Source organism: Paenibacillus sp. WC2504 (assembly GCF_052682475.1).
The window spans coordinates 1025745-1040109 of sequence record NZ_JBQZFH010000001.1; the positions used below are offsets into that span (position 1 = coordinate 1025745).

At 46.2% G+C, this 14365-nt stretch carries 15 protein-coding genes and 2 tRNA genes; 13 read left to right on the forward strand and 4 right to left on the reverse strand.

Features of this window, described 5'->3' with window-relative positions:
* The first annotated feature begins 13 nt into the window (after positions 1-13).
* The 3 genes from ACUN27_RS04620 to ACUN27_RS04630 all read left to right on the forward strand — a co-directional run bounded on the left by ACUN27_RS04620 (position 14) and on the right by ACUN27_RS04630 (position 2504).
* Positions 14-880: a glycosyltransferase family 2 protein gene (locus ACUN27_RS04620; RefSeq protein WP_445558467.1), complete on the forward strand. Its 867-nt coding sequence runs from the start codon at positions 14-16 to the stop codon at positions 878-880.
* Between the two features lie 6 nt (positions 881-886).
* Positions 887-2293 (forward strand): undecaprenyl-phosphate glucose phosphotransferase, encoded by a 1407-nt coding sequence (locus tag ACUN27_RS04625; RefSeq protein ID WP_326059151.1) that lies wholly within the window; start codon positions 887-889, stop codon positions 2291-2293.
* An 85-nt stretch (positions 2294-2378) separates the two neighbouring features.
* Positions 2379-2504 (forward strand): hypothetical protein, encoded by a 126-nt coding sequence (locus tag ACUN27_RS04630; protein ID WP_258567639.1) that lies wholly within the window; start codon positions 2379-2381, stop codon positions 2502-2504.
* 55 nt (positions 2505-2559) lie between these two features.
* On the opposite strand, the gene ACUN27_RS04635 is transcribed toward ACUN27_RS04630, so the two are convergent.
* A complete protein-coding gene (locus ACUN27_RS04635) occupies positions 2560-3639 on the reverse strand; it encodes an acyltransferase family protein (protein WP_315953803.1) in 1080 nt (359 codons plus the stop codon).
* A 200-nt stretch (positions 3640-3839) separates the two neighbouring features.
* Here ACUN27_RS04635 and ACUN27_RS04640 point away from each other — a divergent pair, with 200 nt between their 5' ends.
* The 6 genes from ACUN27_RS04640 (at position 3840) to ACUN27_RS04665 (ending at position 10338) form a co-directional block, all read left to right on the forward strand.
* Positions 3840-4187, forward strand: a complete 348-nt coding sequence (locus ACUN27_RS04640) for a hypothetical protein (protein ID WP_326059154.1) — start codon at positions 3840-3842, stop codon at positions 4185-4187.
* 144 nt (positions 4188-4331) lie between these two features.
* Positions 4332-5489, forward strand: coding sequence for an outer membrane lipoprotein-sorting protein (locus ACUN27_RS04645; protein ID WP_315953805.1), 1158 nt, complete (start codon positions 4332-4334; stop codon positions 5487-5489).
* 404 nt (positions 5490-5893) lie between these two features.
* Positions 5894-7066, forward strand: coding sequence for an alanine racemase (gene alr / locus ACUN27_RS04650; RefSeq protein ID WP_445558468.1), 1173 nt, complete (start codon positions 5894-5896; stop codon positions 7064-7066).
* A 216-nt stretch (positions 7067-7282) separates the two neighbouring features.
* A complete protein-coding gene (locus ACUN27_RS04655) occupies positions 7283-7564 on the forward strand; it encodes a CopG family ribbon-helix-helix protein (RefSeq protein ID WP_028553892.1) in 282 nt (93 codons plus the stop codon).
* A gap of 3 nt (positions 7565-7567) precedes the next feature.
* Positions 7568-7918: a type II toxin-antitoxin system PemK/MazF family toxin gene (locus tag ACUN27_RS04660; RefSeq protein WP_028553893.1), complete on the forward strand. Its 351-nt coding sequence runs from the start codon at positions 7568-7570 to the stop codon at positions 7916-7918.
* Positions 7919-8001: 83 nt separating this feature from the next.
* Positions 8002-10338 (forward strand): Tex family protein, encoded by a 2337-nt coding sequence (locus ACUN27_RS04665; RefSeq protein WP_445558469.1) that lies wholly within the window; start codon positions 8002-8004, stop codon positions 10336-10338.
* A gap of 168 nt (positions 10339-10506) precedes the next feature.
* Here ACUN27_RS04665 and ACUN27_RS04670 read toward each other — a convergent pair whose 3' ends face one another.
* From ACUN27_RS04670 to ACUN27_RS04680, 3 genes are all read right to left on the reverse strand, one after another.
* Positions 10507-10833 carry a hypothetical protein gene (locus ACUN27_RS04670; RefSeq protein ID WP_326059160.1) on the reverse strand — a complete coding sequence of 109 codons (327 nt, stop codon included), beginning with the start codon at positions 10831-10833 and terminating at the stop codon, positions 10507-10509.
* A 227-nt stretch (positions 10834-11060) separates the two neighbouring features.
* The gene (gene cmpA, locus ACUN27_RS04675; RefSeq protein WP_090818813.1) at positions 11061-11225 is read right to left on the reverse strand and encodes a cortex morphogenetic protein CmpA; all 165 of its coding nucleotides are present in this window, start codon (positions 11223-11225) and stop codon (positions 11061-11063) included.
* 74 nt (positions 11226-11299) lie between these two features.
* Positions 11300-11653 carry a hydrolase/acyltransferase gene (locus ACUN27_RS04680; protein WP_157317882.1) on the reverse strand — a complete coding sequence of 118 codons (354 nt, stop codon included), beginning with the start codon at positions 11651-11653 and terminating at the stop codon, positions 11300-11302.
* A gap of 151 nt (positions 11654-11804) precedes the next feature.
* On the opposite strand from ACUN27_RS04680, the gene ACUN27_RS04685 reads away from it, so the two are divergent.
* From ACUN27_RS04685 to ACUN27_RS04700, 4 genes are all read left to right on the forward strand, one after another.
* On the forward strand, positions 11805-12278 hold the full coding sequence (locus tag ACUN27_RS04685) for a SprT family protein (RefSeq protein ID WP_315953809.1): 474 nt from the start codon (positions 11805-11807) through the stop codon (positions 12276-12278).
* Between the two features lie 19 nt (positions 12279-12297).
* Positions 12298-12373, forward strand: a tRNA-Asn gene (locus ACUN27_RS04690).
* A 7-nt stretch (positions 12374-12380) separates the two neighbouring features.
* Positions 12381-12469: transfer RNA gene (locus ACUN27_RS04695), tRNA-Ser, on the forward strand.
* Between the two features lie 145 nt (positions 12470-12614).
* Positions 12615-14357, forward strand: coding sequence for a methyl-accepting chemotaxis protein (locus tag ACUN27_RS04700; protein ID WP_445558470.1), 1743 nt, complete (start codon positions 12615-12617; stop codon positions 14355-14357).
* Positions 14358-14365: the final 8 nt, after the last annotated feature.

Here is a 14365-nt window from a genome sequence, read left to right on the forward strand (position 1 = left end):
GTGAGGTTTCCCCTTGGATTTATCAATTATTATCGTTAATTACAAAACACATGACCTAACCTTAGCCTGTATAAAGTCAGTATTTTCGTCAGCTACAGCTTACACTTATGAGATTATCTTAATCGACAATGCCTCGAATGATGGCATCATAAAGTCCGTTAATGAAAAGTATCCCCAAGTCACCAGTATCGCAAATAAAGACAATGTAGGCTTCTCAAGAGCCAACAATCAAGGCATTCGCAAATCAAAAGGGAGATACGTGCTGCTCCTGAACTCTGATACCGTTGTCCAACAAGACACTTTAGAAACGATGCTTCATTTCATGGACGAGAACCCCATCGTAGGAGCCAGTGGCTGCAAAATCGTACTGCCAGACGGTTCGCTCGACAAAGCTTGCAAAAGGGGCTTCCCAACGCCGTCAGCGTCCTTTTACTATGCCTTCGGCTTTTCGAAGCTATTCCCGAAAATTCCACGCTTCAATCAATACCAGCTGGGATACTTGAATCCAGACGAGGAATACGGTATCGATTCACTGGTAGGTGCTTTCATGTTAATCCGCCGCGAGGCGATTGATCAGGTCGGAATGCTGGATGAGGAATTTTTTATGTATGGTGAGGATATAGATTGGTGTTATAGAATTAAAGAGGCGGGCTGGGTCAATTATTATTATCCTAGGACGCAAATCATTCATTACAAAGGTGCGAGCAGCAGAAGGAAGCCTTATAAAATTATCTATGAATTCCATCGTGCGATGATTTTGTTTCATAACAAACATTACCGTCAGAAGTATTCCTGGCTGACCAATTTGGCGGTTTACATAGGAGTAGGCTTGAAGTTCGGGCTATCTTTGGCAAGAAATAAACTAAAACCAACGAGGTGATTTACATTGATTCGACAGAGTCAAGGTTTTTTGACCCAACTTTACGCGCTGGCCGACTTCATTTGTATTCAGCTCGTATTTTTACTTTCCTGGTGGCTGAAATTTAAAAGTGGCTGGATTCATTTTGATTCTCCACTGCCAATTAAGCATTACTTGATGTGGAGCGTCAGCTACGCATTAATCGCGATCTTCATCAGTTATATGACTAATTTTTATACGCCAAAAAGAAAAAAGCAGTTTTCATTTGAGGTATTTAAAATTATTCAAGTGCATGTATTCAGCTTGCTGCTGCTCTTAAGCCTTTTGTTTATTCTAAAAGAAGTAGACGTTTCGCGTTCTTATCTCTTGCTTTTCCTAGTGAACAATATCTTAGCCATAAGTTTTTATCGCTATATGATTAAAATTTCACTGAAGCGAGTTCGACAAAAAGGCTATAATAAGCAATTTATCCTTATTCTTGGGGCAGGGTCGCTTGGTAGACAATTTTACACAAAGCTCAGGCAGCATCCAGAGTTAGGGTATGAGGTTGTCGGATTCCTTGATGATTATCAAGAAAAACACGAGATTCCTTACCAGAATTATAAGCCAATTATTGGCAAAATTGATGATCTTGAATCCATATTAAATGATACCATCGTTGATGAGGTCATTATTGCACTCCCATTGGATGCTCATCGTAAATTCGGTCATATCATCAATGTCTGCGAGAAAATTGGCGTCAAAACGCTAATCATTCCGGACTTCTATGACTTCTTGCCGTCACGACCTTATTTCGATAATTTTGCGGAGATGCCGCTCATTAATGTTCGGGATATTCCTCTAGACGAATTCAGAAATCGGCTGTTCAAGCGGGCTTTTGATATCATATTTGCTAGCGTAGCTATTATTATTACAGCACCGGTTATGGTCGCATCGGTTATCGCGATTAAATTAACTTCTCCAGGCCCAATTATTTTCAAGCAAGAACGTGTTGGGCTGAACCGTAGGAATTTTATGATGTATAAGTTTCGCAGCATGAATGTGTTGCCCGAAAGTGCTTCTAATACGGAGTGGACGGTTGAAAATGACCCGCGGCGCACAAAGGTTGGAACTTTCCTGCGCAAAACGAGTTTGGATGAGCTGCCACAGTTTTTCAATGTGCTTTTTGGGCACATGAGTGTTGTTGGTCCAAGACCGGAACGCCCTTATTTCGTGGAACAATTCAAGGAAGAGGTTCCGAAGTATATGGTGAAGCATCATATTCGACCTGGCATTACGGGATGGGCGCAAAGCAATGGTTTGCGTGGAGACACATCGATTGAGGAACGTATCAAGCACGACATTTTTTATATTGAAAATTGGACTTTTTTATTCGATATTAAAATTATTTGGCGAACGATTATTAATGGCTTTATCAACAAAAATGCGTATTAATTAATTTTTTTCACCCCAACCGCATGATTCGTCAACATCTTCCCCATACTAAGCATATACTGAAGTAGTGCGGGGAGGTTTTTTTATGATCGATCATGATGACGCTTACCAAGATGAACGCGTTTCAATTGGCAAAGGTTTGATTGTTGGCGTGGTGTTCGGTTCCCTGATCTGGGCAGGTATTATTGCCGGTATTGTGTATATTTGGTGAAAGCAAATAAACAAAGACTGCTTGGGCTTATATAGCCGTAGGCAGTCTTTTTGTTTTAGGAGACAGGTTTTGAAGACCGGGAAGGGCTTACCTTTATGACGTCGCGAAGTCCAGCGACAAGCGGTTTCTCAGCCAACCTGTATGCCATGTGACATAGCGGCACGACACATATAACAATTATTACATTTGTGAGCAGAGGGCCCAAAAAATCGACGAGATGAGTAGCCACACTTAATTTCATTAATATGGAGATAAATATCAGATGGGTTAGTAAAATCGTGTAAGACGCATCCCCAAGTTTGCTGAGGGCCAGAACCCACTTTGGCAGCTGAATTCGCTCAGGTACGGAGGAAGCGCCTAGCAGTACAAATATAGCCGGAATAACGTATAGCAAGTAACTGTGAAAAGGAGCAAATTGATATTTGTTATTGATCCATATCAGTAAAAATCCAAACACCCCGATAGAAATTAACCATTTGTAATGTTTACTTCTATGTTGCTCCACCCATTTGGCCATTAAACAACCAGCCATGAATTCCAAGTTCACATCGCTAAAGAGAAAGTTTAGATAGAAATGACGATCGATATCTGCACTTATCAATGGCACTCGCAAAAAATGGCATAAAGTTAAGGTAATCCAAATGGAAGCTAAAATAAATGCTGGCTTTTTCCCAAGAGCAAGGAGAAGGCTGAAAGCCAAGTAAAATAGTACAAAATAGCTTAACGACCAAGCCACTGGCAGCACGGGACCATGTGCTTGAGGGAGCAGCAGCAATGATTTAATAATGGTATCCTTATGGGTCTCAAAGCCGTATCCAAAACTCGGAACAAAAAAGTAGACAGGCAGAACAACGAGTGTGATTAACCAGTAAAAGGGATAGATACGAATCAGACGGTTAGTCAAGTAGGGGAGAACGGTCATTTGAGTTCCTATTTTATGGCCATAGGTATGAAAGAGCAGGAACCCGGTTAAAAGGAAAAAGAAGTCTACCCCGCCTGATCTGCCGATCGAGCTGATCCCTAGTAAGTCGTATTGATAATACTTGAAAGACATGGCTGACGTATGGAAAAGCAGCACAAAAAATGCTGCCGCTCCTCTTGAGGCTTGAAGCGTGATTTTTTGGTTGTTATTCAAAGGTAATTCCTCCGGTTCATGAATGAATCTTCAATAGATCATTATGCCAGATGACTGTGAAAAAAATATGTCTGGAACCTGAAGGGTTGCTGAATTTTGTTGAGTCAAATAGGGGATTTCATATTTTTAAGGGATTCTTTTTACTTCTCACGTAGGTTATAATATAAGGACTAAGGCTTATAGGTTGGAGGACATGGAAAATGGCTGAGATGACAGATCGTGAGTTTTTAAGTGCCATGCTCGGTAGAATTAATGAAATTGGCGCGGATGTTAAGGCCATTAAAGACAGAGTTGACAGTATGGACAGACGTATGGGTAATTTAGAAGACCGCATGGGTAATCTAGAGGACCGTATGGGTAATCTAGAGGACCGAATGGGTGGTATGGAAGACCGCATGGGGAGTTTGGAGAACAGAATGTCAAAAGTAGAAGACACGCTGCAAGAAATCAAACAAGTTCAAGTACAGCAAGGTGAGCAAATTGCAGGAATTGCTGTGACGATGATGGAACATGCAGCTAGTATTCGTACGCTAAAATTAGTGAGATAAATGAGTAAGATTAGACGAATCCAGAGCTAGTCTTATTTTTTTTGCTTAAATCTGTCCAAGCCGGTAGCTTGGCTGCATAATCGGCCAAGTCCCCTCATATGCATGTACTATGTTGATGTTAATCATGAGTGAGGGGATGATCGAATGCGCCGGGTCACATGGATGGTAGCAGTGGTGATGTGCTTAGCATTGGTTCTCGCGGGATGCGGGATAGGCAAGAAAGATGCAGGATCTATCGTAAAGGATTTGGATCATGTGATCAGCAAAGCGGATAGCTATCAGGCTTCAGGCAGCATGATTTTGCACACAGGGTCACAGCCGCAGGAGTACCAGGTGGAGGTGGCGTTCTCGCCGGAACATTTCTACCGGATTTCACTGACGAATGCATCGAAAGATGTGACGCAAATTGTGCTGCGTAATGAAGAGGGCGTGTTTGTTTTAACGCCGCATCTGAAGAAAAGCTTCCGTTTCCAAAGCGATTGGCCGGAGAATCAAGGACAGGTTTACTTGTTCCAATCTCTAGCTAGAAGTATTATTGCGGACAAGGATCGCCAGTTTACAACGGACAATGATGCCTATGTGTTCGATGTGGCGGCGAATTATCAGAATGAGCAGCTGTCCCGCCAGAAAATTTGGCTGAATAAAAAGACGCTGGCACCTACGCAAGTTCAAGTGTCGGATGCGAACCAAAATGTGATGGTGCAGGTGAATTTCACGAAGTTCGAATTCGATGCGAAGTTTGATAAGGATTTCTTCCAAATGGAGCGGAACATGACGAGCTGGAACATGCAGACATTGCCGACAATGTCCGATGTTAAGGTGACGGATGCCAATCATCCGGCAGCAGGTGTAACGGACAAAAACTTGACCGCAACAGGCGGCCAATCCGATCAATCCCAACCAACAACCTCTACAGGAACAAAAACGGATGCAACGAAATCAAATGCCGCGGCAAGCAAACCGCAAAGTATTGGTATCATTGAGCCTAGCTATCTGCCTAAGGATGTCGTGAAGCAGGACATTACGGATATGAAACTGGGTGAAGACGCGGCAGTCCTTTTGAGATACAAAGGGAAGTACAACTTCAGTATGGTTGAGGTTAGACCTCAGGCGAAGTCGGTATCTTTGCAGCCAGGTGATATTGTGGATCTTGGCTTCACGATCGGTGTTCTCACAGGGGAAGATAAGAAGACTCTCACTTGGACGAATGACGGCGTAGAGTTCAGATTAACGACGGGAGATTTGCCGACGAATGAAATGATTAAAGTGGCGATGGCGACAGAAGGCCAATCTGGTAAGTAACTAACCAAAGATCTGCTCTTAAGAGCAGGTCTTTTTGGCCTCTAAGGCGATTATCAGAGAAAATTAATGTGGGAAATTGTGCCAATGGAGGATTGAATACGATGGAAGATCATACTTTTTAGAAAAGAACTGAATGGGCTGCAAGTGTACGAGGGGAGTAGCATTGAGCCGATTTCCTTTCGGAGATGGCCATGCGAACAGACATGCTCATAAAAAGAGTCGTTTGGATATGACGCGATTTCGCCTTATTTAAGGCCAAAGGACGGTTGACAGTGTTTCGTGACTCGGTTTAACATAGGTTTATCGGTCCTAACGGGTTCGGAATTATTGGAGGGGGAGTCCTGCTGCTCGCATGGAGCGGGCCTTCCCTTGTCCTTTGCATTTGGAAAAAGAGGTGAACGCTGGTGGATGCTTTTTATCGTCCCACGTGGGTTGAAATTTCGTTAGATGCACTGCGAAGCAACATTGAAGGTTTTCAGAAGATACTGCCGGCAGGAATGAAGCAGATGGCAGTCGTTAAAGCGGATGCGTACGGACACGGGGCTGTAGAAGTATCCAAAGAGGCTATAGCCGCAGGTGTGGATTACTTGGGTGTAGCGTTTTTTGATGAAGCGCTGGAGCTAAGGAATGCAGGAATAACCGCACCTATTCTGGTGCTTGGCTATACGCCCCCAGAGGGAGTCGAGCGGGCACGAGAGCTTGATGTTACGATAGCGGTCTATAGTCATGATGTCCTCAAGGAGCTGCAAGCACAGCAGCATAAGAAGAAGCTGAAAATCCACATCAAGCTCGATACCGGCATGGGTCGTCTTGGTTTGCATACGGAAGCGGATGCAATTCCTTTCATCGAGGAAGCGTTGACGCTGCCGAATGTGGAAGTTGAAGGATTGTTCACGCATTACGCGAATGCAGATGAAGTGGATAAAAGCTATACGCTGGAGCAGTACCGCCGTTTTGAGCGGATTGTGAGCTATTTTACGGATAAAGGTGTAACGTTTCCATATATACACGCAGGCAACAGTGCAGCAGCTATTGATTTGCCTGGTCTCACATATTCCATGGTACGTTTGGGTATCTCGATGTATGGGCTATATCCTTCCGGAGATGTGGATCAAACCAAAATTGCGTTAAAACCGGTGCTTAGTCTCAAAACAGGTATCGTCCATCTCAAAACATTGCCGCCAAACTCAGGGATCAGCTATGGAACGATCTATCACACTACAGGTGAAGAGCAGATCGGAACGCTGCCAATCGGGTATGCGGATGGGTATTCACGGATGCTTTCGGGTAAGGCAGAGGTTCTGGTTCGCGGCAAAAGGGTGCAAGTAGTCGGTCGAATTTGTATGGACCAATGCATGATCAACGTGTCTGAAGTCGAAGGTGTGCAGTCTCTCGATGAGGTTGTGTTGATCGGGGAGCAGGATGGAGAACGAATTACGGCTGAAGATATTGCCGATCAGCTAGGCACAGTGAATTATGAAGTGATTTGTATGATTTCACATCGGGTCGCACGTGTGTATGTACGCGGCGGCGAGCGGGTGGATGCCATTAATCCGCTGATGCGTCATCGATACTAGATCTGGGTTCATTTTAACTTAGATGAAATTACCATTTAAAAATGTTCCTTCCTTTGGAGGAATTTAGAGTAGGCTATCGAATAGGTAGTGTAGAATCTTATATCCATAGGTGTAACATATTTGATATACTGGTTGCATATATCTATTGTATAATTTGGTTTTCAATTTGACATACTGGTAATATTGTCTTTGTATCGTTTCTGGGGGTGCGAGAGTGTGAGTAATGCGCATAATACGAAAAGGATCATGATTAGCTTGCCTGACAATCTGTTGCAAGAAGTGGACGGCATTGTCGAGAAGGAGAACTCCAATCGCAGCGAATTTATTCGCCAGGCAATGAAGCTGTATTTAATTGAACGCAAAAAGCGCAGTCTACGCGAATCCATGCAGCGTGGGTATATGGAGATGGCGAAAATTAATCTCAGCATGGCATCTGAAGCTTTTCAAGCGGAGGAAGAAGCGGACGGTACGCTTGATCGCTTAGTAAGCGGGGTGTAAGAAGTGATTGTGAAACGTGGCGATGTTTTTTTCGCAGATCTTTCGCCGGTAGTAGGGTCGGAGCAGGGAGGAGTTCGTCCTGTTCTAGTGATCCAAAATGATATCGGCAACCGCTTTAGCCCAACCGTGATTGTTGCAGCGATTACCGCTCAAATCCAGAAGGCGAAGCTGCCCACGCATGTGGAAATCGACGCGGAGACGCATGGTTTCGATCGAGATTCGGTCATTCTGCTTGAGCAGATCAGAACGATTGACAAGCAACGGCTTACGGACAAAATTACGCATTTGGATGAAGAAACGATGCGAAAGGTTGACGACGCTTTGCAAATTAGCGTGGGACTGATAGAATTTTGAATAGGATCAGGAACGGACGGGGGGAAGTGGTTCCCTCGTTTTTTGGTTTGCATACATACTTGAATCTAAAGTAGAAGTGGGGAATGACTGTGACGATATTGGAAACGATGATGAACAAATGGTTTCACGCAGCCGGCGAAACATCCGGAATTACCGGTGTGACAAGCGCAGCGGTAGAAGAGCAGGCCGACAGCAAAGGAGCAAAGAACAAATACGAGGAAGAGCCAAAGGAAAAAGTCGTTCTTTCTGATGAGAAGAAAGCGGAGATCCAAGAGCGAATCTTGAAGCAGATCTCCGCTGAGCTCCAGCTGCCCGCAGGGAAAGTAAAAACGACGATGGGACTGCTGGATGAGGGGAACACGATTCCTTTTATCGCTCGGTACCGAAAAGAAATGACGGGCGAGCTGGATGAAAACCAGCTGCGAGACATCGAGGAGCGTTTGCAGTATTTGCGCAACCTCGAGGATCGCAAGCTGGAGGTCGTGCGTTTGATCGACGAGCAGGGGAAGCTGACGGATGAGCTGCGCAAATCGATTGAAGGCGCTGCAAAGCTGCAAGAAATCGAAGATCTGTACAGGCCGTACCGTCAAAAGCGGAAGACGAGAGCCAGCGTAGCCAAGGAGCGTGGCTTAGAGCCGCTAGCGGATTGGATCTGGAAGCAGCCTAGAAACGGATCGCTCGAACAAGAAGCGGAGCGTTACGTAAACGCGGACAAGCAGGTTGCAAGCGCGGCTGACGCGATCCAAGGGGCGATGGACATCTTGGCGGAGAACATTGCAGACGATGCCAAGATCAGAGCCTGGGTACGCAGATACACGCAGGATCAAGGTGTCTTACATACGGAGGCAAAAGATGCAAAGGCTGAGTCTGTCTATGAGATGTACTACGCCTATCAGGAGCCGGTGAAGCGTCTCCCGCCACACCGTATTCTTGCTATTAATCGTGGAGAACGTGAGGAAATTCTCAAGGTTAATTTGGTTGTTACAGTAGACAAAATTCATGATTATATCGCTAGGCAGATTATCAAAGGGCAATCCGTCGTACAAGATGTGCTTCGTGCGATTGTCGAAGATGCTTACAAGCGTCTAATCGCACCGTCTATCGAACGCGAAGTGCGCGGAGAGATGACAGAGATGGGCGAGGAGCAAGCGATTAAGATTTTCGCAGAAAATCTACGTAATCTGCTGCTCCAAGCGCCCGTCAAAGGGCACGTTGTGCTCGGTGTCGATCCCGCTTACCGGACAGGCTGCAAGCTGGCCGTCATCGACGACACCGGGAAAATGCTTGAAATCGCCGTGACGTACCCAACACCTCCGAATAATAAGGTGGCGGAAGCGAAGGCGAAGTTCAAGCAATTGATCAGCAAGCACGGCGTCGAGCTGATCGTTATTGGGAATGGAACGGCTTCCCGTGAAACGGAGCAGTTTGTTGCGGAGCTGATTGGCGAGATCAAGGAGCAGAAGCTCAAGTACTTGATCGTCAGCGAAGCGGGGGCGAGCGTATACTCCGCGTCGAAGCTGGCGCAGACGGAGTTCCCTGACCTCGACGTCGCCGAGCGCAGCGCGATCTCGATCGCGCGGAGGCTGCAGGACCCGCTCGCGGAGCTTGTAAAGATCGAGCCGAAAGCTATCGGCGTCGGGCAGTACCAGCATGACGTTTCGCAGAAACGTCTGGATGAGAACTTGAAGGCCGTCGTGGAGTCGGCCGTTAACCATGTCGGCGTGGACTTGAACACGGCGTCCCCGTCTTTGCTCTCGTACGTGTCGGGCGTGAACGCGACGTTGGCCAAGAACATCGTCAAGTATCGCGAGGAGAACGGCAAGTTCGGCTCCCGACAGGAGCTGTCGAAGGTTCCGCGCCTTGGCGCGAAAACCTTCGAGCAGTGTGTCGGGTTCATGCGGATTCCCGGCGGCGGGAACCCGCTGGACAACACCCCGATCCATCCGGAGTCTTATGACGTCGTGGATCGGCTGTTCAAGGAGCTGCGCCTGGAACTGGCGCAGCTGGGCTCGCAGCAGCTTCTGTCGCTGCTGCAAACGCTGGAGCCTGAGGAGATGGCTCCGAAGCTGGGCGTGGGTGTCCCGACGCTGCGGGACATCTTAGACAGCCTGCAGCGTCCAGGGAGGGATCCGCGGGAAGAAGTTCCCGCGCCGATCTTCCGCACGGACGTGCTGCAGCTGGAGGACCTTGTGCCGGGCATGGAATTGACCGGCACGGTGCGCAATGTCATCGACTTCGGCGCTTTCGTCGATATCGGCATTAAGAACGATGGGCTGGTGCACATCTCCCAGCTCAAGAACGGCTTCGTGAAACATCCGATGGATGTTGTTTCCGTTGGAGACATTGTTCAAGTGTGGGTGCTGAACGTAGACCAGAAAAAAGGCCGCGTCGGCTTGACCATGAAAAAACCGCAGCAATAAGCAAATAGATAGCAGTTGGCGGCGATGAGCTGCCGGCTGCTTTTTTGCATCATCCTTTCTCTTTTTTGCTTCATTCTTTGGCTTCTTTTACATCATCCTCTCTCTTTTTCAGCATCATCTTTCGCATCTGTCCACATCATCCTCTCCAGCAATATTTGAGAGTAAATCTCATTCCGAAGTGTGTCCCACCTCCTTCACGAAATAAACGACTGACTTCTGCGGGCCAACGACCGCAGTGAGAACATCCTCACACGCTAAACGGGACAGCCATCCGGCAGCTATTCGAAAAGGGACATTACATTCGGCCGCGATGTCTTGGATACGGATTTGGCCATTACGGCGCTTCGCAACCTGGAGAATAACTTGCTTCCTTAACTCCCACAGATCGGGTATAGATGGGGTGGGGATGTTACGTACAGAATAAGATGACCTCCTTTCATGCAGCAGATAGACGTTGTCTCCTTGACCCTTTTTCACTCTTCGACGTAAAACCATGAATGATCGACTCCCTTTAGACATATTTAGATAACAAAAAAACACACCGAACCGCAGAACATTCTGCTGGATCAAGTGTGCTTCACTCAACGGACTATTACATTTATTTACAGTATAGTGGGCTCATTTCAAATATGCAACATATTTTTCATTTAAGCTTGCTGCTTCTATGTACGGGTTACGGCAAAAAAGCCAGCACCTGTCTCAAACAAGTACTAGCCCTTTTATCAAAATTTACGTTTGCCCGGTCCGTCCGTCGATTGGGTGTCAGGCCACTCCTCTTGTGAGCGGCGGGTGCGGTAAAAGTACCAGCTATCATTCAGCAATCGGATTTGTCTGCGGTTTTTGTTCTGGAAGGCCCGCATTAATTGATTACAGAGCCATTGCGGCATATGCCCATCCCCTTCTTCGCCATGTACTTATAGCATATGAAGGAGAAGGGAGTAGGGTGCAGGTCCTTTTGACATTAATCTTCAAATTCCTCTTCGTACCACTGTTCCAGCTGCGCTTGAAGCGCGCGGATTTCAGTTAGCAGCGAGATCAGTGGATAGGATTTCTCCTGGATGCCGGCAAAGGATTTTTCCAAACGATTAATATACTCTAATCCTTGAATGAGCGTATACGTCGTTCCGATTAGCTCCAGATCATCACACTCTGCAATCACCCGAGGGAGTTGAGGGACATCATCGGCCGTCAGTTTATCCAATTCTTTGTGCAATCTTTGATTCAAAGCGGTTAGTTGATAGGAATAGGAAGATGGCATTGCAACAAATTCTACTTGCTGGTCGAGCTTTAGAATGGCATATCGCATTTGTGGCATTCGATTGGTCAAATCCTCTCTGTATAAAGCTTTCGTTCTTTCTTTTCTACTTGACAGTATAGCCGTACATACGGTACAAATTCAAGTGAGAACTTGTCTAAGATGAGCTTGCGACGAAAGTTTTTAATGAAAAATCTAAGGAGCGTAGGGGATGGAGGATCGGGAACTTCAGGAGTGGATTGAGCAGATTTCTTTGGCATCGTTTGGAAGGCCGTTTGTTCATCAGGCGCGTTTTAACCGAAGATTAAGGTCGACGGGAGGACGTTATTTTACCAAATCCCATGATATCGAAATCTCTTGGATGCAGTGGGAGATGTTTGGCCGTGAAGAAATCGAGAAAATCATTAAACATGAACTTTGCCATTATCATTTACATATCTTAAAACGAGGTTATAAGCACCGCGATCATGATTTCAAAACATTGTTGGCGCAGGTTGGAGGGTCCCGCTTCTGTCAATCGCTGCCTCAGGCACGTCAGAAAAGGGCTTATAAATACCGTCTGGAATGCGTCAATTGCAAAACGGAGTATTTTCGAAAGCGGAAAGTGGACGTCCGCAAGTATGCCTGTGGAAAGTGTAGGGGAAAATTGAAATCGTATACACTTGACTTACAAGCGCCTTCATAATAAAATTATACTTATTCATTCCCTGATAGCTCAGTTGGTAGAGCACTCGACTGTTAATCGAGTTGTCACAGGTTCGAGTCCTGTTCGGGGAGCCATATCTTTGGAGAGATACCCAAGTGGCTATAAGGGGACCCTCTGCTAAGGGGTTAGACTGCGTAAGCGGTGCGAGGGTTCGAATCCCTCTCTCTCCGTATGAATTTGGAAATAAGCTCAGATGGCGTTTACGCCGTTTGGGCTTATTTTTTTGTGAATTGTGCTAACATTTGTTTAATACTTAACAAACGATTATCCCTTATAGTGATGAAAACAACAGACAACTAGACGGGGGCTGAAGAGATGGTAAAAGGTTTATCCATTCGAGTGCGTTTGATTTTATTGTTATTAGTGCCTTCCATCCTGTATTTGGGGACAAGTATTTATTTAATGGAGCAAAACAAAAGTAATACAAGGGCGTTGGCGTCATCCCTATACGAAACAACGGACAAGAGTACTTCGCTCATTTTGAACGGGGACCGGGATATGTATCAGGCGCTAGTGGCATACCAACTGCTCGTATCAGGCACATTGAATGCGGAGGACACAGCGAAGCAGCTCAAAGCGATGAAAGAGAATATTGAACAAGCGAATACGAGAGTTGAGCAGGCCGCAAGCATTTTAAAAACGAAGAATCTTCATCAGGTGGCACACGCAGAAACGAAGCTGACGATCGAGCAGAATGTTGCCGGGTTTCATACCTCTTTTGATCAGTGGGCAAAGGAAGCGGATGCCGTGGTACAGTCTTTGGGAAAAGGGAAAAACGCCAGCAATGACCCTAAACTTATGGCTACTTTCGAGAAAGGACGCGAAGGTATGAACCAAATTGGTGAAATTTTGGACGCTTATGCAAATGCGAGTATCGATCAGATCGAGGATCAAAATCGTAAAACAGAGCAAACCGTGTATGCATCTGTCGCACTTATCGTCCTTTTGCTGGCCGTATCCGGTTGGATGATCATTCGTAAAATAATGAGGACGGTCCGGTCCATCATGAGGGTCACTTCTGAAGTGGCGGCTGGAGATTTGCGGCATGAGCCGGGGAACAAGTACGCGAAGGATGAGCTGGGAAAAATTACAGAGTCTGTCGATACGATGGTTATGAAAATAAAAGGTTTGATCGCTGTAATTGCCACCAATACGCAATTCGTCCATGACGCTTCAATTGAGCTCTCGGATAGCTCCAAGGAATCGGCTACGGCTGCCGAGCATGTCGCTACGAACATTCAAGACATGACGCATGACGTTGAAATTCAAGTCAGAAGCAGTGAAGAAACGAGCAGAACGATTGAGGAAATGGCGATTGGTATTCAAAGGGTGGCTGAAAACTCGAGCGTCATGGCGGACCACTCGTCGCTGACTTCGCGCCATGCGGAGTTAGGCAATGAACTGCTGGAGAAGTTGCAGCAGCAAATCGCGAGCATCCTGAAATCGGTGGATCAACTCTCACAAACCGTATCATCGTTGACGCGCAAATCCGATGAAATCGGGTTAATTGCTTCTAGCATTACCTCTTTTGCTAATCAAACGAACCTGCTATCGCTAAACGCTTCTATTGAGGCGGCCAGAGCAGGCGAGCATGGTAGAGGATTTCATGTTGTCGCCAATGAAATCCGCAAGCTGGCCTCGCAGTCCATCGCTTCTGCCGATGGTATTAATCAATTGATTCATCAAACGCGAGTTGAGATTGCAAGCGTGTCCGAGTCCATGCAAGTGACGAAGCAAGAGGCTGGTACGGGATCAGCGATGATGCAGGAAGTAAATCAAAGCTTCCATACGATCATGGCATCCGTCACGCACATTGTGACGCAAATTCATGAGACTTCAACTATCACGGAACAAATGTCGGCGAGCTCGCAGGAAATTTCTGCGACGATGGATCACTCGGCTGCAAGCTCATCGCAGATTCTGATCAAATCACAGAACGTTGCTGCTGCAACGGAAGAACAGTTAGCCATGATGCAGAATATCGCTGCAGCTTCCGAGCAGCTTCGCTCTGTTGTGAATACACTCAATGAATCGGTTGCTTATTTTAAAATAGCATAAGATAAAAA